The organism is Mucilaginibacter rubeus, from assembly GCF_003286415.2.
In the GTDB taxonomy this organism is placed as follows: Bacteria; Bacteroidota; Bacteroidia; order Sphingobacteriales; family Sphingobacteriaceae; genus Mucilaginibacter; species Mucilaginibacter rubeus_A.
This window is the reverse complement of the sequence record NZ_CP043450.1, coordinates 3,032,689-3,056,142: the sequence shown is the minus strand read 5'-3', so window position 1 is coordinate 3,056,142 and position 23,454 is coordinate 3,032,689. Positions and strand designations below refer to the sequence as shown.

Annotated in this window: 12 protein-coding genes; 5 read left to right on the top strand and 7 right to left on the bottom strand. The window is 42.8% G+C overall.

All coding sequences use genetic code 11. From position 1 onward, the window contains the following. Positions 1 to 2: 2 nt before the first annotated feature. Positions 3 to 1,445, top strand: a complete 1,443-nt coding sequence (locus tag DEO27_RS12150) for a rubredoxin (RefSeq protein ID WP_112565824.1) — start codon at positions 3 to 5, stop codon at positions 1,443 to 1,445. A gap of 13 nt (positions 1,446 to 1,458) precedes the next feature. Here DEO27_RS12150 and uxuA read toward each other — a convergent pair whose 3' ends face one another. From uxuA to DEO27_RS12120, 6 genes are all read right to left on the bottom strand, one after another. Further along, entirely contained in the window at positions 1,459 to 2,649 is a 1,191-nt protein-coding gene (gene uxuA / locus DEO27_RS12145; protein ID WP_112565827.1) for a mannonate dehydratase, read from the bottom strand. A 53-nt stretch (positions 2,650 to 2,702) separates the two neighbouring features. Continuing rightward, positions 2,703 to 4,313 (bottom strand): FG-GAP-like repeat-containing protein, encoded by a 1,611-nt coding sequence (locus tag DEO27_RS12140; protein ID WP_112565830.1) that lies wholly within the window; start codon positions 4,311 to 4,313, stop codon positions 2,703 to 2,705. Between the two features lie 160 nt (positions 4,314 to 4,473). Further along, entirely contained in the window at positions 4,474 to 6,162 is a 1,689-nt protein-coding gene (locus tag DEO27_RS12135) for a RagB/SusD family nutrient uptake outer membrane protein (protein WP_112565833.1), read from the bottom strand. Between the two features lie 16 nt (positions 6,163 to 6,178). Continuing rightward, on the bottom strand, positions 6,179 to 9,379 hold the full coding sequence (locus tag DEO27_RS12130) for a SusC/RagA family TonB-linked outer membrane protein (RefSeq protein ID WP_112565836.1): 3,201 nt from the start codon (positions 9,377 to 9,379) through the stop codon (positions 6,179 to 6,181). A gap of 534 nt (positions 9,380 to 9,913) precedes the next feature. Then, on the bottom strand, positions 9,914 to 10,750 hold the full coding sequence (locus DEO27_RS12125) for a family 16 glycosylhydrolase (protein ID WP_223818232.1): 837 nt from the start codon (positions 10,748 to 10,750) through the stop codon (positions 9,914 to 9,916). 130 nt (positions 10,751 to 10,880) lie between these two features. After that, positions 10,881 to 14,960: a hybrid sensor histidine kinase/response regulator transcription factor gene (locus DEO27_RS12120; protein WP_112565842.1), complete on the bottom strand. Its 4,080-nt coding sequence runs from the start codon at positions 14,958 to 14,960 to the stop codon at positions 10,881 to 10,883. 307 nt (positions 14,961 to 15,267) lie between these two features. On the opposite strand from DEO27_RS12120, the gene DEO27_RS12115 reads away from it, so the two are divergent. Together DEO27_RS12115 and DEO27_RS12110 are read left to right on the top strand one after the other, a co-directional pair. Next, positions 15,268 to 16,125 (top strand): DUF1080 domain-containing protein, encoded by an 858-nt coding sequence (locus DEO27_RS12115; protein ID WP_223818231.1) that lies wholly within the window; start codon positions 15,268 to 15,270, stop codon positions 16,123 to 16,125. Positions 16,126 to 16,168: 43 nt separating this feature from the next. Next, positions 16,169 to 18,847 (top strand): c-type cytochrome, encoded by a 2,679-nt coding sequence (locus tag DEO27_RS12110; RefSeq protein ID WP_112565845.1) that lies wholly within the window; start codon positions 16,169 to 16,171, stop codon positions 18,845 to 18,847. 82 nt (positions 18,848 to 18,929) lie between these two features. Here the strand turns inward: DEO27_RS12110 and DEO27_RS12105 are convergent, their stop codons facing one another. Continuing rightward, on the bottom strand, positions 18,930 to 20,720 hold the full coding sequence (locus tag DEO27_RS12105; RefSeq protein ID WP_112565848.1) for a hypothetical protein: 1,791 nt from the start codon (positions 20,718 to 20,720) through the stop codon (positions 18,930 to 18,932). A gap of 153 nt (positions 20,721 to 20,873) precedes the next feature. Here DEO27_RS12105 and DEO27_RS12100 point away from each other — a divergent pair, with 153 nt between their 5' ends. Together DEO27_RS12100 and ccoS are read left to right on the top strand one after the other, a co-directional pair. After that, positions 20,874 to 23,264 carry a heavy metal translocating P-type ATPase gene (locus tag DEO27_RS12100; protein WP_112565851.1) on the top strand — a complete coding sequence of 797 codons (2,391 nt, stop codon included), beginning with the start codon at positions 20,874 to 20,876 and terminating at the stop codon, positions 23,262 to 23,264. After that, entirely contained in the window at positions 23,261 to 23,422 is a 162-nt protein-coding gene (gene ccoS / locus DEO27_RS12095; RefSeq protein WP_112565854.1) for a cbb3-type cytochrome oxidase assembly protein CcoS, read from the top strand. Before DEO27_RS12100 ends, ccoS begins: the two co-directional genes overlap by 4 nt. The last annotated feature ends 32 nt before the right edge of the window (positions 23,423 to 23,454 follow it).

Sequence of the window (23,454 nt, the reverse complement as noted above, 5' to 3'; positions counted from 1 at the left end):
CAATGGAGAATAAGCAACTGATTAAGATAAACCTGCCGGGGGGAGTAGCTTCTGCCGGCGATTTTTATGAAATGCTCATCATTGCGCAAAATGCAGGTGCTACACAAGTGCGTTTTGGTAACAGGCAGCAGCTTTATTTTGAGCTTGACGAGGCACGGTTGGAGGATCTGGAGTTTGATATGTTAAGTGCCGGTATCGATCATGAAGTTAACCAGGATGTTTATCCCAATATTACCAGCTCTTACATTGCCGATGGTATCTTTAACCAGGAAAACTGGCTCAAAGAAGGTGTTTATAAAGACATTTTCGATCTGTTTGATTATCAGCCCGAGTTAAAAATAAACCTGGTTGACAGCAACCAAACTTTCGCCCCGTTTTTTACAGGTAACCTTAACTTTATTTGCTCGCCGGTAAGTAATTACTGGTATTTGTATATCAGGTTTCCTAAAACCAATATTCTGTATTGCTGGCCTGTATTGATTTATTCGGACGATATTCCTGCCGTGGGCAAAGCCATACAACAGGTAATTTTTGCTAATAAGGCGCGCTTTTATGATCAGGCCGAGATCAATCCTGAAGAGCTTTATCAATTGGTTATTGCCAGTCACCAATTTGTTATACAGGAAATTGATCAGCCGCTGGTAATCCCTGAATTTCAATTACCCTATTACGAGGGTTTTAATAAGCAGGGTAACAAATACTGGCTGGGAATATACCGGCGTAATGAGCTTTTCGACATCGAATTTTTGAAGGAGATCTGTAACCTGTGCATGCAAACCAGGGTAGGGCAGTTGTACATCAGTCCATGGAAATCTTTACTGATAAAAAATATTGAGGCTAAACACCGGCCATTATGGGGCAATTTGCTGAACAAATACCGGGTAAATGTCAGGCATGCCTCAAATGAACTTAACTGGCAGGTAGAGGATCTTTGCAGTTCATGTCTTGAGCTTAAGCAGCAATTGGTAAGCGAGTTTGAAGAGGCTGATCTGCGAACTTACGGCCTTAGCTTTGCCATAAAGCGTTCGCCTAAATCGGGTATTTATGGTTCGGTTATGATCCGTTCGCGGATGCCCGATAAGTTTGAAATTGTACATACCCGCGATTTTAACCACAACACCCGCGAATTTGTGGTATATAAACAAAGCGTTCCAAAAGCAGATCTCAGTAAACACCTGATAGCGTTGTGCGATATGTTTTACGAACAGCAGTGCAATAACCGATTGCCTTTACAAGTAAGTACCGGCAATAGCGACATTAAATCAACTAATCAGAAAACCGTTCACCAATGCAAAAGCTGCTTCACCATTTATGACGAGTTATATGGTGACCTGCTGAACGCTATAGAACCCGGGATCCCATTTGAAAGTTTAAATAACTATGAGTGCCCAACCTGTGGCTCAGAAAAAGAGAATTTCGCCGAGGTTATGTATGTGGTTGAATAAATACTCGGATGGCTTAAAATAACATCCGCTTTATACCCAGCTCCAGTCCGCGCAATTCTGCAAGGCCTTTTAAACGCCCAATTACCGAATAACCGGGGTAAGTATTATGATTAACATCATCTAATATCTTATGCCCATGATCCGGACGCATTGGTATCGCTGTATCATTCCGCCCGGTTTTTTCCCTTTTTATTTGTTCATCAATAACCGCTTTCATAACGGCAAACATATCTGTGCTGCCGTTTAGGTGTTCGGCTTCATAAAAGCTGCCGTCAGGCTCCCGCTTTACATTACGAAGGTGCAGGAAATGAATATGGCTGCCCAGGCGGTTGATAATACCCGGAATATCGTTATTGCCGTTTGCGCCTAATGAACCGGTACAAAGTGTCAATCCATTGGCTTCAGAGGGATACATATTAACGATATCAGTCAAATCCTGCTCATTTTTAACAACCCTCGGTAAGCCTAAAATGGCAAATGGCGGATCATCAGGGTGGATGCACATTTTTATTCCCAGTTTTTCGGCATGAGGTATTATCGCACTCAAAAAGTAGCTGAGATTTTCCTTTAGCTTTTGCTCGTTTACGGCAGCGTATTTTTCCAGGTATACTTTAAACTCATCTATAGTAAACACCTCGTCGGTTCCGGGTAAGCCGGCTAAAATGGTATTGATCAGGAGCTCACGTTCGCTTGCACTTAAGCTGTCGAGGTATGATTTTGCTACTGATTGCTGTGCCGGACTAAAGTCGTTAAACGCTTGTTCTCTTTGCAGTATATAAAGGTCGAAAGCTGCAAGTGAGGGTGCGTGGTACCTGAGGGCCGAGGCGTTATCTGGCAGACGGTAATCGAGATGGGTACGTGTCCAATCCAGTACAGGCATAAAGTTGTAGCATACCGTATTAATCCCGGCATTAGCAAGATTCTGTAGCGTTTCTATGTAGTTTGAAATGTATTGATCGCGATCAGCAGTTCCTATTTTTATACTTTCATGAATATTTACGCTTTCCACTACCGACCACCGGAAACCGGCATCAGTGATCATCTTTATTCTACCGCTGATTTCAGCTCTGCTCCATACATCGCCGCATGGTATATGATGCAATGCGGTAACAATGCCGGTTGCCCCGGTTTGCCTGATAGCCTGTAAGGTTACCGGATCGGAGGGGCCAAACCATCTGAATGTCTGTTCTAAATTAGGCGCCATTTTGAATACTTGAGCTGATGTATAAAGCTAATTAGTTTAGATGTTATGCTCCATTATTTCGAAATGTTTTTCAAAGCATAAAAAAGCGGCTCGCTAACGTTATAACCAAATGGCCCAAAATCAAAATAGGCATTCCCAATCAGCAGATCAGGCTTGTTATCTCCATTGATATCACCTGCATCAAGGGTAACCGCCCGCTCAAATTTGATATCGGATGAAAACGCGTAAGGAGCAAAAGTTAAACCTCCTGTGCCCTTTAGATATACAAAGCCCTCTTCCGGTTGCCGGGCATCAGTGAACAGGCTGATAGTCGCAATGTCGATATTACCATCGCCGTCAAAATCTCTTGCAATTGCCTTATAGCACCCGTTTATAGGGTAAAAATATTGCTGTTTGTAATTGCCTTTTCCGTCGTTTATAAAAATGTACACGCCATGATAGGGTTTTAATACCAAAGTGGCATTCCCATTGTCGCCACAGGTGTATACAATATCTTTGTATCCATCATGGTTCATATCAACCATCTCAAAGTATGATGAACCATAAATAGCCGGGAACCTAAGCATTTCCTTAGTCTCAAATTTACCATCGCCTTTATTGGTAAAGTGAAAAATACCTTCTTCGCCTTGTGCAAAAAGCACATACAGTCCGGGCAGCTTACCTTCCTGATTGTTGATGTAGGCTTTAATGGCACCGGGTAAGGTACTTATAACATGTTTGGTAAAGTTGCCGTTGCCTATGTTCTCCATCCAGCATAACTCGCCCGTTAGACTCCCAAACTCACAAATAACATAGTCGGTTTTGTTGTCTCCATTAATATCAGCAGCCAAAATCTGTACAGGCCTGCCGAGTTTACTAAAAGTAGGCTCGGGGGCAAGCTGCATTTTACCTTTAGCCGAAATCGTTAGCTGGGTTATTGTACCCAGTTTATCGCTGTTTGCACCCAGATCTTTACCTATTGTACAGATCATGATATTGCCATGGTCAAAAAGTATATCAACCACCGGCCCTGTTGTCGCTACTGAATCAATGATTTTTAGTTGTGCCGATAACAGATAGAGTTTTTTGACTTGCCCATTGGCAACAAATATCCGGGCTGGTTTAACACTGTTATCTATTTTTACATAGCTTCCTAATACCTGTTTCCCTTCAAGTGAATTTTGTGGATTTTCGACGGTGAAAAAAGGCAATTCTTTTTTTATAGGTAATAACCTGTTTTGAGGCGGAAGCTTAATAGGGGCGGTATTCATGTAGTAATCTATAATGTCCTGCCACTGCTGGTCATTTAATATGGGAGCAGAAGGCACTATCAGATCATCACCTTTTATTGATCCTGTGTATGATTCCCCGCGGTGACTTTTGATGCCCATACGTAAGCCCATTTGCGGAAAAACATTTTTCCATTTAAACCTGTTGAGCAACGCGGGATCTGGCAGCATATGGCATGAAGTACAGTATTGTTGGGCTAATACCTTTCCGGCAGCAATGCTTTCCACTGTGGCTATTCGGAAACTATCTGCCTCGTTGGCAATTGTGTTGTTGTCTTTATCTGCAGGTAAATACCAAAACAAACCAATAGCAACTGCTATCACCAAAATCACAATACCAACAATTACAGTTTTTGAAACTTTTGCAGGGCGAGGCTTATCGGGTTTATTAGTCATGAATAATTGAAGGTAAGAGGTGTGCTGAAGATACAATCATTAATTAAAAGAAGGAGGCTATAGTTATTTCTTTTTGGGACCTCATTTTTTTACGATTCACGTTAAACACATAACCCCAGGCATTACGCCCGGGGTTACATCGGTTTAGGAGTTAATTAGTTTAGTATCCTGGGTTTTGCACCAGTTTTTTATTCTTATCAATTTCTGTCTGCGGGATCGGCATCCAGTTTTGCCGTTCGAAGAAGGTATTGGTAAATATCTTAACCGGCGTATAGGATAATCCCGAGCCGGCGGCCTCTATCTTCATACCATATTCAGGCGAGGTAAGTACACCGTTTGGCCCGGTTGTGATGAGCCACCTGCGGATGTCAAACCATCGCTTATCTTCAAACGCCAGCTCGATACGCCTTTCACGCCGGATATATACACGCATTTCATCCTTGGTTAAGCCTGCTTTTACAGCCGGTAGTGCCGAGCGGGCCCTCACTTTATTAACCGCGTCATAAACAGACGCGTCTGGCCCGGCGGCTTCGTTTTGAGCCTCGGCATAGCTTAATAATACCTCGGCATAGCGGAAGATGATGTAATTGGCAAAGCTCGGCGCCAGGTTGATACTGGTTTGTCCGGTAATGCTTTCATCAAGCGTTTTACGGGCGTTATAACCAGTATTGGTGATATCGCTTGTTGAGCCAAGGTCAATCTGGTTACTACCACCTATACGCGATTTAAATATATCACCCTGCCATGGTGCTCCATCATATAAAATAGACTGATAGAAACGCTGCTCACGATGGGTGTAAGGAGCTTGCGGATTATAGCCTGAAGCCGCATCGGTAATCGGCAAGCCATTATCCATCGAGTAATCATCAACCAGGCCCTGAGTAGGCGCAAGGTTACCCCATGATTGCTGAACGCCATTTACATATACCGGCCCAAGATAACCTTCCCTGTGACTGCCTTTTGCAGGGCCTGTAGCATAGCCACGGGCAAAAATGGTTTCAACGTTCCAGTTGTTTGCCGATAAAAACTGATCGGCATAAGAAGTAGCTGAAGCGTTGAAAAGGCTATAAGTCCCCATATCCATTACCGATTTATTGGTAGCTGCCGCTTTGCTCCATTTAGTAGCATCATTAGCAGTATTCACCAACGGACTGGCTGCAAAAAGCTCAACCCAGCCTTTTAGTGTTAATGCTGCACCTTTGGTTGCACGGCCGCTTTCTGTAGCTTTTGTTGGCAAAACCGCAGCTGCTGCGTCGCAATCAGCTTCAATAAAAGCAACTGTTTCATCAATAGTAGAACGTGCGGTGAAAATGTCGCTTCCGTCCTGGTTGTTAAGCGGAGTGGTAATAATAGGAACACCGCCGTAGGCTGTGAATAGCAGCGAGTAAAAATAAGCCCTCATATAGGTAACTTCAGCAACACGCTGTTTGTACCAATCGTCGGTGTATTTAGCTTTATTAGCTGCAGCCTGTTGCAGGAAGATATTACATTTCCTAATCTTGCCGTAGTTGCCTTCCCAGTCCCACATACCGCCGGGACCGGTGGGTACGTTACTTGGACCTATTGATCCGGCCCTTACAGTGGCCTGCCCGTTTTCCCAGGCGGCGCCGCAAAAGCTATTGTCGGCATATTGCTCGGTAAGCTGATAGTCGTTGTTGATATCCGGAATTTGATTATAAATATCGTTCACAAAAAGATCAGCGTTGCTTTGCGAACCAAATGTAGCAACGTCGGTCAGAAACCCCTTTGGCGTTACATTTAAGGAATCATCTTTCTTACATCCACTAATACTTACAACAAGTAAAGCAAGTAAAAAAAGCTCTCGGTATTTTATAAAAATCTGTTTCATCGCTTTCTTATTTTAGTTAAAATGTGGCATTTACACCTAATGAAAATACACGCTGCTGGTAGTAATTGGTGTTACTGCCACTGTTTTCCGGGTCGATGATCTCTTTTACATGCGGTAAAGAGTTAATCACGTTTTGCCCGGCAAGATATATCCTTATGGATTGGATCTTGTTTTTCAACAGTTTGTTTGACAACGTATAACCAAGCTCAAAGCTTTTTAACCTGATGTACGAATCGTTCCTGATAAACCAGGAAGAAGCCTGTGTATTATTTGATGTTGGCGTACCCGTAACCCGTGGATATAATGCATTTGGGGTAGATGGTGTCCAGTGGTCATCAAATACCAGCTGTGAAGCCGAACCTGACGCGTTGAATGGAAACGCGAAGTAGTTGTTGATTTGGATACTACTGTTGCCTGAACCCTGGAATAATACATCCAGATCAAAGTTTTTAAATGTTAACCTTGGCTCCAAACCCCAAATAATTTCGGGAGTGTTAGGATGGCCTATCACGGTTTGGTCATTGGCATCTATTTTGCCATCCGGTTTGCCATCTGGGCCGCTCAAATCCGCGTATTGGATATCGCCTGCCTTAACCGGGCCGAAAGACGGAACAGGTATGCCTGCTTTTAATGATCCGTCTGGGTTAAAATCGGTTGTTTTGAAGTATCCCAATGCCTCATAGCCAAATTGAGTGTTTATAGGGCGGCCGGTTTGCCTTCTGTTTGGGTTATTGGCTGTAGCGCTGGTTTCATAAACCTGTAACAATTTATTCCTTGCAAAAGTGAATGTACCGGTAACATCTAATCTTAAATCTTTTGAAAAACTATGGCCGCTTTGCAAGGTTAAATCCACACCATGGTTGCTCATGATGCCACCATTTACAAGCCCTGTACCTATACCATATTCGCCCGGTAAGGTGTTACCAATGCTTACCAGCATATTGGCACGTTTCTCATAAAAATAATCGGCTTCGATACTTAGTAAACCTTTCCATAAAGTTGCTTCAAAACCTACGTCAGTTTTAGTCGCTTTTTCCCAGGTGATATTTGGGTTACCCTGTAGCGACTCATTGATACCCTGAGTAGCACTGCCGTTAAGAACGGCCGAATTAGAATAAGGGTTATAAGGGCTCAGGTATTGGTACGTCTGTATAGCACCACCGGTTCTTGGATAAGCACCCGATTTACCCCATGAAGCCCTAAGCTTTAAATTATCAAGCCAAAGCAGGTTGTCTTTAATGAATTTTTCTTCAGATAAGCGCCAGCCTGCTGAAAAAGCGGGGAAGAAACCATACCGGTGACCAGGGGCAAATAAGTAACTTCCGTCATACCTGCCGGCAGCTTCAAGCAAATACTTTTTATCGTAAGAGTAGCCAACCCTGTAAACGTAACCTATTTGTTTTTGCCCGTTTGAGTAGCCATAGTTGGTGGCATCCGCGGCAGCCGGGCCACCATAATTTAGCTCATCAATATCAAGGTTATAGTTGTACTTGGTTGCTCCAAAAGTTTCGTATTTAACCCGGCGGCTTTCAAATACAGCTAAAGCTGTAACATCGCTCTTGCCAAATGAACCGGCGTATGATAGCAAGCCCTGAATGGTTAAAGAGTGGTTTTGGCTATAGTTTTCAGAGAACGTTGCCTTTGAGTTACCCTGGATACCTTGTTTGTAGGTGTAAGGGGTAGTAGTTACGTCAACGTTATAAAAAGGTATTGGCGTAGTATAAATACGTTGAACCGATGTGATATTGCCTGTAAACAGCGGATCCGGGCCGTTATCGTAGCTAATAACACCTTTTAAGCTTAAACCTTTGATTGGAAGCTTCTGATCAATTGTAAATTGCGAAAGGACGGCGGTATTTTCATTGAATTGATAGCCGCTGTGGTAAATTTCACCAATAAGCGATTGCCCGATATAACCCGACCATAATCCATTACTGTAGTAGATGGGGGTTGTTGGTGCCTGGCGCTGTGCCTGACCTATAATGGTGGCAGCACTTTGAGATGGGAAATGCTGATCCTCAACATAACTGTTTACCGATAACGACACAGTAGTGCTTTTGGTTGCATTTGCAGTTAAGTTTAAAGAACCATTGTACTTGTTAAGATAAGTAGTACTCCACATACCATCCTGGTGAGTGTAACCTAAGGCTGCAAAATATTTGATATCCTCGGTACCACCCGCCAATGTTACGTTATGATAAGTAATTGGACGGTTTTTCTGGATAATTTGCTGTAGCGGATGCCCATCCGGGTGACCGTCTGGATCTGAATGGTCTTTAAATTTCTGGATGTCATCGGCAGTGTATGCAGGTGGCTGACCATCGTTGGCATTCGCCTCATTCCTTAATAAAGCGTAATCATACGATCCAACAAAGGTTGGTACTTTGGTTGGGTTCTGGATACCATAATAACCGTTGTAGGTTAATGTCGGCTTGCCCGATTTACCCTTTTTGGTAGTAACCAGGATTACACCGTTTGCACCGGCCACCCCATAAGGAGCAACAGCTGCCGCGTCTTTCAGTACCGAAACATTCTCGATAGTATTGGGGTCAAGACGGCTGAAGTCGCGTGGTACACCATCAACGATCAATAGGGGAGAACTACCACCGGTAGAACCAATACCCCTGATCTGGATGTTTGAACCGTCGTAACCCGGCTCGCCGCTTCCCTGGGTAATAATTAAACCCGAGGCACGACCAACCAGGCTGTTGGTTAAGTTAACTACGGGCTTTTTAGCAATTTCGGTGGTTTGTATGGTTGATACTGCCGCGGTAGAGGAAGTTTTCTTCTGGGTACCGTAACCCACTACGATAACCTCGTTAAGGTTTTTGGCAGATGCCTGCAGTCTGATGGTAACTGAGGTTTGGCCGTTAAGTTGAAATTCGGTTTGCTCGTAGCCGATGTAAGAAACTATCAAAGTAGCATTAGGATCGGCGTTTAACGTGAAACTACCATTTACGTCGGTAACGGCGCCTACGGTTGTTCCTTTCACCTTTACAGATGCACCAATGATGGTTTCGCCGGTAGTTTTATCAACGATTTTTCCTTTAATGGGGGCCGGTTTATAAGCGGTGGCTGATAGGTTGGGCTTATTGCTGAAACGGGAGCGGTTTGCCGCATAGGAACTTGTTTGAGCAATTATCAGCAGGATCAGGGGGAAGGTGACTGATCGGGATATTTTTCTTAAAAATATTTTAACAGGTAAAAAATACTGCATAATGAGAGTTGATTAAGAGTTGAGATTGGAGCATTTGTTTAATGCATTGGGATCTTAGTCCGATTTTCTTTTTACTTTTTTTGTCTTGCCATGTTTTTTTTTTGGTTAGGTTTATAATTGGTTAATTAACAGGATAATAAGTGTTAAAACAACAGTTTAAATTTAGGGCGTAATAATATATCGCTATCAAAGAACAGGAGTTACTTTTCCGTATTATTAAACCATAAATAAGCTCCCGCTCTGAGGCGTTTTCCTAGCTATATTATGGTTGATTTTATGGATCAACTTAAATGAAAATTGTACAAGCAGGTCGTAATAATAGTTGCGGTAATCAAGCGCTTACCGCTAATTGGTTTCACAATTAACCGCTATTTTTTCAGAAAAAAAGGGGACAAAGCTGTAAAATAAAGGGGATAAAATACATAACATCGCCGTTTTTGAAGCGAAATCGCATTTTATTAAGATGGCGAGCATATAACACTTAAACATTCCGGGGTAAAAAAGTGCCGGAAATTTATTATTCGCTGCGAGGGGTTAATTTTTTTGATATACCCTAACGTAGTCAACTTCATAACGTTTAGGGAATTTTGTTGCTGAAGGATCGCCGCCATTGTCGCCGCCTATGGCAAGGTTCAGCAATATGTAATGCGGCTGCATAAAAGGATTAAACTGGCTTCCATCCTGGTTAACCAGGTCTTTAAGCGCTACACGGTTAAGCAGGAAATCATCTACATATAAACTTATAGCTTCTGTATCCCAATCCATCCGCCAGATATGAAATTTTTTGCTCCAGTTGGCTTTGAAGGTATTCAACGCTTTGGTGTTACTATACCATTTGGCCTTGTAAGGTACCGAAGTACCGCAGGCGATATTGGCCAGAAGTTTCTGCCGATAATATTCCATGATATCAATTTCACCGTTAGATGGCCATGGCTTGTCTATACCCAGTGTCCAGAACGCGGGCCATAAACCGGCATCAGTACTGATACGCCCACGCATAATAAAGCGCCCGTATTGAAAATTATGTAAGCCGCTGGTATTTATACTTGAGGATGTATAGTTTATAAACTCCCTTTTCTGTTTCCAGTTGGTACTGTTGGGAACGTAATCAGGATTGGGTTGGTGCACTTTTCTCGCTTCTATTATAAGTTTACCATTGCGGCAAAAGGCATTTTGTGTCTGGTACAATTGATCCTCATTGTTGCGAACAAAGCCTGTTTCAAATTTCCAGTTGGCAGGATCAGGCGCGCCGTTTGTATTAAACTCGTCTGCCCAAACCAGTTTATACCCACCGGTGGTATCCTGCTGGCATTTACCTGCAAAAGGACTGATCATTAATATTCCGGCAATAATTATCTTCTTGATCATCATAAATGCGCTTATTTAATGGTTATATCCCGGTAATCCGGCTGGCGTTATTTAAAACAAATTAAGTGATATTCGGGAATGCCGATGGGGGGCAAAACAATAAATTAAAGGGGGAATATCCTTGGGGTTTATGTTATGCCGATTTTTCAAACTCATTTAGGCGGTACGAAACCCGGAAGTTTGCTCTGTGCTTCTTGACAAACTCTGACGGGTTAACACCAAACTGTTTATTGAATTGCTGCCTGAAATATTTGATATCGCTGATGCCTACCTGTATCGCGGCTTCATTGATGTTACAATTGGTTTGAATAAGCAGTTCGGCAGCCTTTCGCAACCGAACAAACCTGATAAAGTTATTAATGGATTGACCGGTAGCGCCTTTAATTCTTTTAAACAGTGTAGGATAACTGATACCGATGGCTTTGGCCAAAGCATAAACATCAAAGTTATCTTCGGTAAAGTTTTGCTCAATAACAGCTATACAATTATTAAGCAGGTCTTTATCTTCCCCGGAAATTTTAAGTCCGGCATTGTCCTTGGTAACCTCTTTATAAAAATACTGATGAAGCTTTATCTGGTTCCTGAGTACACTTTTAACCCGGGCTATAAGCAATTCCTTATCAAATGGCTTTCGTAAAAAATCCATCGCGCCTTGTTCAATGCTTTTTACCATAATATCTGGTGTGGTATCGCCGGTAAGCAAAATAACGGGGATATGTTTTATCGCGGCATCTTCCATGATCATTTTGCACAGATCAAGGCCGTTTATTCCATCCATCACAATATCGCTTATAATCACATCAGGTATATGTTTTCTGATCAGTTCCAAACCAATAGCGCCATCTTTTGCCTCAATTACCGAATAATCGGCCGAAAATATTTTCCTGATATAGGTTCTTATCTGTTCATTATCGTCTATAATAATGATGGTGTGTTTTTCTTCTGCAAATAATTCAAGCTTCTGTAATTCAGCGCTTTCTTCTGCAATGTCTTTGTTGTCAAGATCAATAAGGTCATTAACAAATTCATAATCAGGCGAAGTACCAACACCCATAGTTATCTCATCAGTATTAAAATGTTTTGCGCCCTTTTGAAGCATTAAAGTGAAGGTGGTGCCACCATCTTTGTTGTTTATGTAACTTATTGCACCCTTATGGCTGTCAATAAATACTTTAACAAGATACAAACCAATGCCAAACCCCTTTTTTGAACTGTTGCTGTCCTTTACCTGGTAAAACTTATCAAAAAGCTTATCCCCGGTTTCGGCATCAATACCGATGCCGCTATCGCTGATTTTAAAGTAGACCTGTGTTTCATCTTCCTCTACAAACACATTCACATGGCCATGATCAGGTGTGAATTTAAGCGCGTTTGAAATCAGGTTGAACAACGAGATCTCAATTTTTTCGATATCAGCAAATACCTCGATGCGCGGGTTTGTTGTTTCGAAAGTATAGTTCAACTTTTTAATTTTTGCCTGATGGGCAAAGCAGGAAAATACCTCTTCGCATACCCTTACAAAATTTATCTCACTTATAGTCAGTTCGGCATTTTCGCTTTCAGTTTTTCTGAATAACAGCAAATGGTCCACCAAACCTAATAACCGGCGGGCGTTTTTGTATACTGTACCGAGCTCATCGGTACTGCCTTTGTTTTTATCCAACAGATCTTTAATTGGGTTGATGATAAGCGTAAGCGGGGTACGGAACTCATGCGATACATTGGTAAAGAAAGCGAGTTTCTTTTCGTTAACTTCTTTTTCCTTTTCAACGTTCAAGTTGGCAAGGTTAATTTCAAATTTCAGTTTTGCCTGTTTTTCCCTGTATCTGAAATAGATGTATATTAAGGCGAAAGCTATAATCATATAGGCGGCATAGGCCCACCAAGTTCTGTACCAAGGCGGGAATACAATTACCTTAATACTTATTTGCCCGGGCATCCAGTTTCCGCGGGTGTCGGTGGCTTTAATTCTGAGCGTATAATTGCCCTCATCTAAATGAGTGTAAGAAGCCGATTTGGTTTGGCCCACGTAATTCCATCGGTGATCCCAGCCCTCCAGGTAATAAGCGTATTCAATTTTATCGGGGAAGGAGTATTCAAGCGCGGTATAATGTACGGTTAAAGCTGCCTGCGCGTAATCCAGCTCAATGGTTTTAAGATCGGCCAGCGATTGGCTTTTCATTAGCCCGGAGCTATCAGCTTCCGAATTGTTGATCTTTAAACTGGTAATGTGCAGGTCTGGCTTATGGTCTTCCACCTGTATACTATCCGGATCAAAAAGATTAAAACCGTTGATACCACCAAACGCCATTTTTCCGGACTGCAACCGTATAGCGGCGTTGTAATTAAACTGGAGGCTTTGAATACCGTCTGAAACTGTGTAATTCGTAAAAGTGTTTTTTGACGGCGAATACCTTGTCAGGCCGTTGTAAGTACTGCACCAAAGATTTCCTTTTTTATCTGTCAGGATGTTCAAGGGAGAGTTACCCGGCATACCGTTAGCTTTGGTGTACCTTTGATATTTCATATTTGAAAGATCGTATTTAAGTAAACCGCCGCCCTCTGTTCCAACCCACAGATGATTAGAATCGTCGTCGGTTATAGCTCTGACCCCGTAACCAATATCAAAAAAACGGTGCTTTTTTATAACGGTATCTAATCTAATGAGCCTGGTTAAATCACCTGCCCATATTGTGCCGTGCCGGTCTTCAAATATGGAATGAACATTAACCAGGTTGCCATCAAATAGTTCAAATTCGTCTTTTTTTCTGTTGTATAGATATACGGAACCGCTGCGTGTACAGGTGGCCCACAAACGGTGTTTGGAATCTTCATAAAGTTTCCAAAGGTTTTTATCGATAGTGCCGGATAAGGTATTATAACAGTTGTAGTGTTTAAACTTACCGGTTGCTTTATTGAATTGATCGATACCGCCATTGTATGAGCCAATCCATATTTTATTATCGAAGGTTTTAAGCACGCTGGTGATAAAATCAGAACTTAAGCCGCCACCGGTGGAGGTATGCGTATAATTGGTGTATTGGTTGTTTTTAGTATTCCAATAAGAAAGTCCGCCGCCATCCGTACCTATCCATAAATTGTGTTTCTCATCTTCGCAAAATGACAGGATGAAATTGTTGATCACACTGTTGCTGTTAAATGGATCATTGCTGAAGAGCGGGAATGGTTTTTTTAAATTATCTATAATGCTCACCCCGCCGCGTAATGTGGCTATCCACTTCCTTGACTCCCTGTCGTGATAAACGGTTGTAACAGCCCCGCTGCGCAATGAGCCTGCTTTATTGCCGCAAGTTATAAAGCTGAGCTTGCCCGTTTTAAAGTTGAAGATATTTATACCCCCGCCGTCTGTGGTTATCCACAAATCACCCTTTTCGTCGATAGTTACATTAAATATATTATCGTTTGTAAGTTTACCTGCAACCGGGTTAAACTTGCTTACAGCTTTGGTATTTTGGTTAAAAATATACAGGCCGTTTTCGGTTCCGATCCATACGTTGCCTGCTTTATCTGCAAGCAAGCAAGTGGCGGATGTTAATTGATTATTAATTAAATTTAGATGGCCTGATTTAGTGTTGTAAAAGCAGAGCCCGTTATTTTTTGCAAATACCCACACCCCGGCAACGCCAGTACTCAAGGCTTGTACGTTATAATTATAGTTGTTATTGAGGGCCGCCTGAAGGTAAATTTTCCGACTCTTGTCATACTCAAAAAGTCCGTGCGCACTTGAACCGACATATACATTACTATCCTTGTCGCTGGATATATTGTTAATGCTAAAAGCAATTTTTGACTGACGTTTGCTGTGGCTATCCAGATAATATTCGGGGTGAAAATGCGCATCCTGATAGTCGTAAAATGAAAGCCCTCTCTGGCTGCCTACCAATATTTTATCAGCTGTGCCATCTATAGCGGTTATGTGGTTGTAGGGCAATGATCTGTCGTCGCCCCATTCATTTCTGTATATTTTAAATACATCGCTGTCGTATCGGTTCAGGCCGTCGTAAGTGCCCATCCACATAAAACCATACTTATCCTGGTAAATACAGGTGACAGCGTTATTGGATAAACCGTTTTCGATGCCAAGATATCGTATTGGCCCGCCGGTAGCACCTAAGGCATGCAGGTAAGTAAAAAGGAATAATAAACTAAAATATATTCTCGGATTTAAAGCATTATTTATCCTGCTATACATTATCGGTTATTAAATTATTGGTTAATAGTTGGTAAGTAAAAATATCAAAATCATTGACAAAAGAAACCTGATTTTAATAATAAACGGGAATGTTACAAAAGTGGGAACGGCTCGGTACGGTTGACTGCACTTAGTGCGGCTTTGTTTTTTGAATGATTTATTTTACCCCCTTAAATATAAGGCTTTGTCCCCCTGATATCTAATAGTATTATTGCATTTTTGATGGAAATACCAATTTAAGCCAACTGCACAAGTTTGCTTGTAAAACCAAACCAATTCATATCACGCACAAAAATTATAAATACCTATGTTGAAACGCCGTCACCTATTCCCGATGCTGAGTATCGCAGTGTTATTCTGCCTGCCCTTTCTGTTGGCCCTTAAAAGCGCGGATGCTCCGCCTAAAGTTAAATGGGAGCAGCTTTTTAACGGGAAAGATTTAAAAGATTGGACTGTTAAGATCAGGAAGCATAAATTGAATGAAAATTTCGGCAATACCTTCAGGATTGTGGATGGTAAAATACAAGTGAATTATGATCAGTATTCAAAATTTGACGAGCAATATGGCCATTTGTTTTACAAAAAGCCTTTTTCATATTACCTTATAGCAGTAGAGTATCGTTTTACGGGTGATCAGGTTAAGGACGGTCCCGGATGGGCGTATCGCAACAGCGGCGTCATGATACATGGTCAGGACCCAAAAACCATGGGTCTCGATCAGGATTTTCCTGTTTCAATTGAGGTTCAGCTGCTGGGAGGTAATGGCAAGGATAAAAGGCCGACGGCCAACGTTTGTACGCCGGGCACCCAATATGTATTGGATAACTCTGTTGTTAAAAGCCATTGCCTGGATTCAAAATCAGCAACCTTTCATGGCGACCAATGGGTTAGGGTGGAAGCATTGGTATTGGGTGACTCACTGGTTGTGCATTATGTAAACGGTGATGAGGTATTACGTTATCAGCGCCCGCAATTAGACCCGGTAGGTGGGGCAGAAGAGGGAGCGCTGTTAAAAAGCGGTACAATTTCTTTACAAAGCGAAAGTCATCCCGTAGAATTCAGAAAGGTGGAAATTGTTAATTTAGAAAAGTATGCGCATGACCCTCAAAAACTGGCGGGCGTGATACAGCAATTAACAGCCGAAAAACGTATCCCGAAGCAATAAAAAGAATCACCAATAATTTTACCTATAACCAAAGAAAGAAACAATGTTAAAGTTTTCCCTGACCCTGTTCTTATGTATGTCCTTTTTGCTGACGTTCAAATATTTTGTGAATACAGGCAATCATGAAGTAAAGCCCTCTAAACGTAGCGTTTCCGTTTCAAAACAAGCGAAAGATTTAAATCATATTAAAAGCGATTCGCTTCACTGGCCTGCTGGTTTTACTATAACCAGGTTTGCCGGGCCCGATCTTACTCCAAGTCCGGCTTGTTTGGCTGTAGCAGCAACGGGCGAAGTTTTTGTTGGCGTTGATATGATTGGTTCGCTGGGTAAAGACCCGGGGAAAGGGCGCATAATTAAACTTATTGATAGCGATAACGATGGCAAATTAGATAAGCATACCGATTTTGCCGATGTTGATGATCCCCGTGGTATACTCATCATGGGCGACCAGGTTTTTGTGCTTCATACGGTTTTCTCCAAAGAAACACTTAAAGCAACCGGAATGATCCTTGAAGTTTTTGAAGATAAAGATCATGATGGCATTGCCGATGGGCCTCCAAAACCACTTCTTGAACATTTGAGTAATGCACATATGCTGGTTGAGCGTGGAACAGACCACGCTACCAACGGTATCCGCATGGGTATTGACGGATGGATCTATATAGCTGTGGGCGATTTTGGTTTTCATGACGCAACGGACCGTGATGGTAAAAAACTTACCATGCTTGGGGGCGGTATTATCAGGGTGCGGCCAAATGGTAAGGAAATGGAGGTTTATACGCATGGTTTACGTAATATTTATGATGTAGCTATAGATCCATATATGAATGTATTTACCCGCGATAATACCAATGACGGCGGAGGCTGGAATATCCGTTTTTCGCATCAAATCCAATCTGGCGAATATGGGTACCCATTGTTGTTTCAGCATTTTACTGATGAGATTTTGCCGGCACTGGTTGATTTGGGCGGCGGTTCAGGAACGGGTTCATTGTTTATGGACGAACCTACCTGGCCAGAAAAATATAACCACGTACCTATGACAGCCGATTGGGGACGCAGTGAGCTTTATATTAACAGGGTAACACCCGATGGCGCCAGTTTTAAACAAGCCGAAGAGCCGTTTATTGAATTGCCGCAGATCACCGATCTGGATGTAGATGGCTCGGGAAGGCTTTACCTTTCCGCCTGGGACGGTGCCGGTTATTCGGGCAGCGCTTCTAAGGGTTATGTTATCAGGGCCGTACCTAATGGCTGGACATATAAAGCTTTCCCGGATATTAAAGCGATGTCGGTATCGGATCTGGCCAATATGCTAAAATCAGAAAGCGCCGTGGCAAGGTTAAATGCATCACAGGAGCTTATCACAAGGCCGGCAGATGAAAGCAGTAAAGCGGCTTTCGCGATAGCATCAGATGCAGGTGCTGCTTTATATGCCCGCGTAGCAGCGCTGTTTACTTACGCTCAAATTGCCCGCGAAAATGGAATAACCAACCTGGTACAACTTACGCATGATAATGCTCTAAGGGAATTTGCCCTGCGTGCCTTAACCGACAGGAAAGGCGGAATAGATCAGGTTCCGATTGCGCCATTTCTAAGCGGACTAAAAGATGCTTCACCGCGTGTGCAGGCATCGGCCATTATAGGCCTGGGGCGTCTGGGGCGTTTAGAGGCCGCTTCTGAATTGCTAAAAACTCCGGTTCCGGCAAGTTTTGTAGCTCCTGCAAAAAATACAGAGGGGCCGCACGCTACACCTAATTCGCCTATAATACTACCGCATTTAGCTGTGCGGGCGCTTGTGAGTATGAATGCGGTTGATGCATGTGTTAGTGCGATAGGAACATCTAATTCGACATTAGCATTGTGGGCACTGCGTTATATGTATGATAACAAAGCGGTAAACGGTTTAATTGCTGCTTACCCTAAAATCAAAGATCCCAAAACAAAGAAACAGATATTGGTAACCCTGGCGCGCCTGTACAAGCAGGAAGCACCATATGACGCCTCATGGTGGTGGGGAACGCGTCCGGATTCGCACGGGCCTATTTATAAAGGTATCCAATGGGAAGCTTCACCGCGCATAGAGAAATTCCTGACTCTTGAACGAACCAAAGCCGGTGCAATGGGCAAACAATTTTTTGCCGATCTGAACGAGCGCCATCAAATGGGCATCACTGCTTTTGGCGGTGAGGAAAAACCTGCTGCGACAAAAGAGGTTAAGGTTGACCTGGCTAAGATCCGCAACAAAAAAGGTCAGATAGGCAGCTCATCTATTGAGGATATTATGCTGATGCTTAACCAGGTTAAAGGTAATCCCGCAATAGGGAAGGCTTTGTTTACCCGCCAGGGCTGCGTTGCCTGCCATAGCCTTAACCGCGGCGAAAAATTGAAAGGGCCGTTTATGGGTCAGATAGGATCTATCATGAACCGCCAGCAAATAGCCGAATCCATATTGAAACCGAGCGCTTCCATATCGCAGGGCTTTGCAACCGTGATGATCACTGCAAAAGGCAATAAAAGCTATATGGGCTTTATTTCTGAAGAATCGGCTCAGAAAGTGGTGATGAGAAACATAGCGGGCGATGTATTCACTATCAAGGCAAGTGATATCCTTAGCCGCAAGGAATTGAAAACATCTATGATGCCAACCGGATTGGCAAGCGCTTTATCTTATGAAGAGTTCGCGTCGCTGGTTACCTTCCTTTCTCAGCAAAAGAATTAATAGTTTATAATCTCGCTAAACAAAGAAGGCTGATTTTCCTGAGGAAATCAGCCTTCTTACTTATAGCCTGCATATTATTAATTTAGATAACCTCTTCTTTACAAGGAATCAGCAGGCGGTGCAAAATATCTTCAAAAGTGAATAGTTCATTAAGGTAATCCTTGGTTACTAAGGCCTTGGATTCGGTAAATAGCTGCTTGTAGTACTTGATGCCATCCTGTAACTGCGCCTTAAACTTATCCAGCTGTTTCTTTTTCTTATCGGTAAGGGTAGTTAAATGACCCTTAATATCAGTTTGTAAATAATCAATATAAAGTTCAATCTCTTTAACGAACATATGCGGACGTTTTACTTTATCAAGCAGGTCCAGCTTGCCATAAATATGTTTTACCATTTCATCAAGCGTATATAACCTGTTGAAGTAGGCCAGGTTAGGGCCGGGACATACGGCTACTGCCGGTGTTTCTTTAGGTTTAAGAATATCGTATTTGATATAAGCCGATGTACATAACCCTTCACAAAGGCAGATCTTTTCTGTTACCGAATCAACCTGTTGCTGTAACTCATCCTCGGGCAGGTTAAGTGATTGCAGTTGTTTGATTTTTAAGTTCTGGTATTCTCTTGAAGCAGTGCAAATGGGCTGCTCGGTAAATTCAGTGTTGGTAACCAGGTATTTCTTGGTGCAGGGGCTGCCTGGCCTGTTCATTTGCAGGCGTTCCAGTCTCAATTGCTCCATGCTGTTTGGTCTGAAATTGTTGAACAATATGCCCAGAGGCGAGGCTTCGCTTACATAAAAATCATCGGTGGTTGCGCCGGCAAGCTGCGTGAGTGTTTGTTCATCAACATTGGTAGTTTCCGGAACCAGCAAAAAAGGGCTTCCCCAGCCGGTTGCATCCACCTGGTAGTACTCCATCAGGAAATTATTTTCTTCGGCAGTGCCTATGCCGCCCTGTACACTTAGGCGTTGAGCAGGCATGCTGCTGTTAATTCCTTTTTGATTTAATGCTGCATGATATAAACCAAAAAGTTCGGCAGTCATTTCGGCGCGTTTCTCTTTAAACTCTTCCAGTATTGGGCCCAGTAAAAAGCCTTCGGTGGCAAAGGCGTGCCCACCGCAGTTTAATCCTGATTCCACCCTGAATTCCGACACCCATAGGCCTTTCTTCGCCAGAAATTTTGCCTGTATAAATGCTGAGCGAAAATCACTTACTTTCAGAATGATCCGCTTGGCAAAATGTCCTTCACTATCCGGCAAAAATTCATTAAAGGTTTCCAGGTAACTGTAAAGTCTGGGGTTCATCCCGGCGGATAAGATAATTGAAGAATGAAGCGAGCTGTTAACAAAACCACGTAAGGCCGCCAGCGCATCTGTATTTTCATCGCCCAGATAATTGCCATCGGCATCAAAATTCATCTTATCCACTTTCGACATGATGTTTACGTCGATAGCGCCGATAGTCATTTTTTTACGCAGGATGTTTTGAAAAATCTGCTTGCGTTCACCATCCGGGTATTCCAGCATCAACTCATAGCCTTGTTTAAGCTGTGATGAATCGGGCAAAAGCTCAAAATAGCGGGTTATATCGCTGCCCGGTTCAAACGGTTCTTTTTGTAATTTCTCAAACTGCCGGTTTACCAATTCATGAACAAGGTTTAAGTAAGCGGTGATCCGTTTGGCCCTTGCGTCGGGAACCGATTTAGGAATAGGGGTAAATGTTTCATTGCTATCTAATGTATGATACCCGCGCATCCTTTCAATCAACTCGTCATCAACTATCGAAATAACCGACGATATGCCGTAGCGTGCAACCTTTAATGGTGTATCAACAGAATATCCTAATCCTAATACAGGGATATGAAATGTATGGCTCATGCAGATTTTTGTTTTGATGGAACATTAGCTCCGGTGCCAAAATTATGCAGGGTTCAATGTTCAAAAACTGACAGATATCACTTTTTAGGCAATTGCTCATCATTATTTATACGGCGTTTATGGAGCAGTTTTGAGCCCGAAAGCATATCAAGCATGACAGGAAACCCTACTATTGAAAAAATAAGCTGTTACCATTGCGGTGATGATTGTTTAACCGAAGCTTATACCTTGGATGATAAGCATTTTTGCTGCCACGGCTGTAAAAGCGTTTATCAGTTGCTATCAGAAAGTCAGCTTTGCAATTATTATACTTACAATGACCATCCCGGCGCTACGCGTGCCCGTATTGACAGGCGTTTTGATTACCTGTCCGAACCGGCTATAGTAAGTCAGCTTATTGATTATACCGATGACCAGGTTACCATGGTCACGTTTTATATACCGCATATCCATTGCAGTTCGTGTTTATGGCTGTTGGAAAAACTCCATAAAATTAATCCCGCGGTGCATTATTGCCGTGTAGATTTTTTGAAGAAACAGCTTAATATCCGCTTTGATCATCACCGCATAAGCCTGCAGCAATTGGTTGAGCTGTTATATGATATTGGTTATGAACCATTGATCAGCTTGCAGGATGTTATTAAAGAGGGAAACGCCGCTACTGAAGATCACCTTGTTCAGAAAATAGCCGTGGCAGGGTTTTGCTTTGGTAATGTAATGTTGCTGAGCTTTCCCGAATACTTTGGCATTTCGACGTACGAACATTCGTTCAGGCAGTTTTTTGGCTGGTTAAATGTGTTGTTCAGTTTACCGGTTGTTTTTTACAGCGGCCGTGAATACTTTGTTTCTGCCTGGCAAAACCTTCGTCGTAAATCGTTAAATATTGATTTTCCGCTGGCGCTGGGAATTGCCGTACTTTTTATCCGCACTTTTTTTGAAGTTGCCACCCATACCGGGGCGGGCTTTGCCGATACGCTTTGCGGACTTGTGTTCTTTTTACTGGTAGGTAAGTTTGTGCAAAAGAAAACCTATCACCATATATCCTTTGAACGCGATTACCGTTCATTTTTTCCTGTAGCGGTAAACACTATTGTCGATGAAAAAGAAAAGCCTGTTCCGCTTGCTGATCTGCACACGGGGCACCGGATATTGATCCGCAATAATGAGATCATCCCGGCTGATGCCATTTTACTGAAAGGGCATGCGCTCATCGATTTTAGCTTTGTTACCGGCGAAGCCGTACCGATAAACAAAACCTGGGGAGAGATCATCTACGCGGGCGGTCGCCAAACAGGAGAAGCTATTGAACTTGAAGTTATAAAACCCGTATCGCAAAGCTACCTTACCCAACTCTGGAACAACGAAGCTTTTAACCGTAAACAGGATAACCGTATGCAAACCTTTAACCAAAAGGTGAGCAAGTATTTTACTGTTGTTTTATTGGTTATAGCTATTGCTTCCTTGTTGTTTTGGTTGCCAACAGATCTAAACCGGGGAATTGCCGCTTTCACAGCGGTGCTTATTGTGGCCTGCCCATGCGCATTGGCTTTAAGTACGCCATTCACCATGTCGGCGGCCCTAAGCATTTTCGACCGGAACCTTTTCTATTTAAAAAATACTGCTGTTGTTGAACAGCTGGCGGCTATTGATACCATTGTTATGGATAAAACGGGTACCATAACTACAAGTGATAATGATAATATCCAGTTAAACGCCCGGTTAAGTGATGCAGAACGCGAATTGGTTTACAACGTTTGTATGCACTCCAACCATCCGCTTAGCAGGATGATTTGCCGGTATCTGGGTACTCACAAGCGTTTGAACCTAACTGACCTTTCTGAAGCTGCGGGCAGGGGTATTACCGCTTCAGTTAATGGGTATCAGGTGCGTATTGGCAGCGAACAGCATGTTTCAGGCTATAGCAGGAATACATCAGCCGGTACAAAGGTTCATGTTGCTGTAGATGGTAACTATAAGGGATACTTTGCCTTTGCACATCAATATCGCGAGGGCCTGAAAAACATTAATGGCCTCGAAACCGATTATGAATTATACCTCTTATCCGGCGATCAGGATCATGAGCGTTTTGAATTGATCCGCTTTTTTAAAACTACCGATAAGTTGCTTTTTAACCAGTCGCCCCAGGATAAGCTTGATTTTATAGGCAAGCTGCAGGAGAATGGTGCTAAAGTAATGATGATAGGCGACGGGCTGAATGACGCGGGTGCTCTTAAACAAAGTGACCTGGGTATTGCTGTCACGGATAACGTAAACAACTTTTCGCCGGGAAGCGATGCCATTATGGATGGCCGGTCATTTGGCAAGCTTCCTGCGTTTTTAAAGTTTTCAAAAGATACGGTTAGGATCATTCACGCATCATTCCTGATTTCCCTTACCTATAATTTTATTGGTTTAAGCTACGCCATTACCGGAAAGCTCTCACCGCTGTTTGCGGCAATCCTGATGCCGGTAAGTACGGTAACTATTATTTCTTTCACCAGTCTGGCAACGCATTTCGCGGCCAAGAAAAGGAAATTATCATGAGCGTTATTTATTTTCTGATAGGGTGCAGCGTGGTGCTGGCACTCATTTTTTTGACTGCTTTTTTCTGGGCTCAAAGAACCGGACAAAACGAAGATTTGTACACTCCATCTGTGCGTATCCTGTTGGACGATTCGGAGGATGCCGATACCGAAAAGTGATATCTGTCATCTTTTACGCCAATCTCCATCAT

Bases quoted from the DNA above. Each gene is read 5' to 3' on its own strand.
- DEO27_RS12115 (WP_223818231.1), top strand. From the start codon at position 15,268: ATGTTGAAACGCCGTCACCTATTCCCGATGCTGAGTATCGCAGTGTTA.
- DEO27_RS12100 (WP_112565851.1), top strand. From the start codon at position 20,874: ATGACAGGAAACCCTACTATTGAAAAAATAAGCTGTTACCATTGCGGT.
- DEO27_RS12110 (WP_112565845.1), top strand. From the start codon at position 16,169: ATGTTAAAGTTTTCCCTGACCCTGTTCTTATGTATGTCCTTTTTGCTG.
- DEO27_RS12120 (WP_112565842.1), bottom strand. From the start codon at position 14,960: ATGTATAGCAGGATAAATAATGCTTTAAATCCGAGAATATATTTTAGT.
- DEO27_RS12150 (WP_112565824.1), top strand. From the start codon at position 3: ATGGAGAATAAGCAACTGATTAAGATAAACCTGCCGGGGGGAGTAGCT.
- uxuA (WP_112565827.1), bottom strand. From the start codon at position 2,649: ATGGCGCCTAATTTAGAACAGACATTCAGATGGTTTGGCCCCTCCGAT.
- DEO27_RS12130 (WP_112565836.1), bottom strand. From the start codon at position 9,379: ATGCAGTATTTTTTACCTGTTAAAATATTTTTAAGAAAAATATCCCGA.
- DEO27_RS12135 (WP_112565833.1), bottom strand. From the start codon at position 6,162: ATGAAACAGATTTTTATAAAATACCGAGAGCTTTTTTTACTTGCTTTA.
- ccoS (WP_112565854.1), top strand. From the start codon at position 23,261: ATGAGCGTTATTTATTTTCTGATAGGGTGCAGCGTGGTGCTGGCACTC.
- DEO27_RS12105 (WP_112565848.1), bottom strand. From the start codon at position 20,720: ATGAGCCATACATTTCATATCCCTGTATTAGGATTAGGATATTCTGTT.
- DEO27_RS12140 (WP_112565830.1), bottom strand. From the start codon at position 4,313: ATGACTAATAAACCCGATAAGCCTCGCCCTGCAAAAGTTTCAAAAACT.
- DEO27_RS12125 (WP_223818232.1), bottom strand. From the start codon at position 10,750: ATGATGATCAAGAAGATAATTATTGCCGGAATATTAATGATCAGTCCT.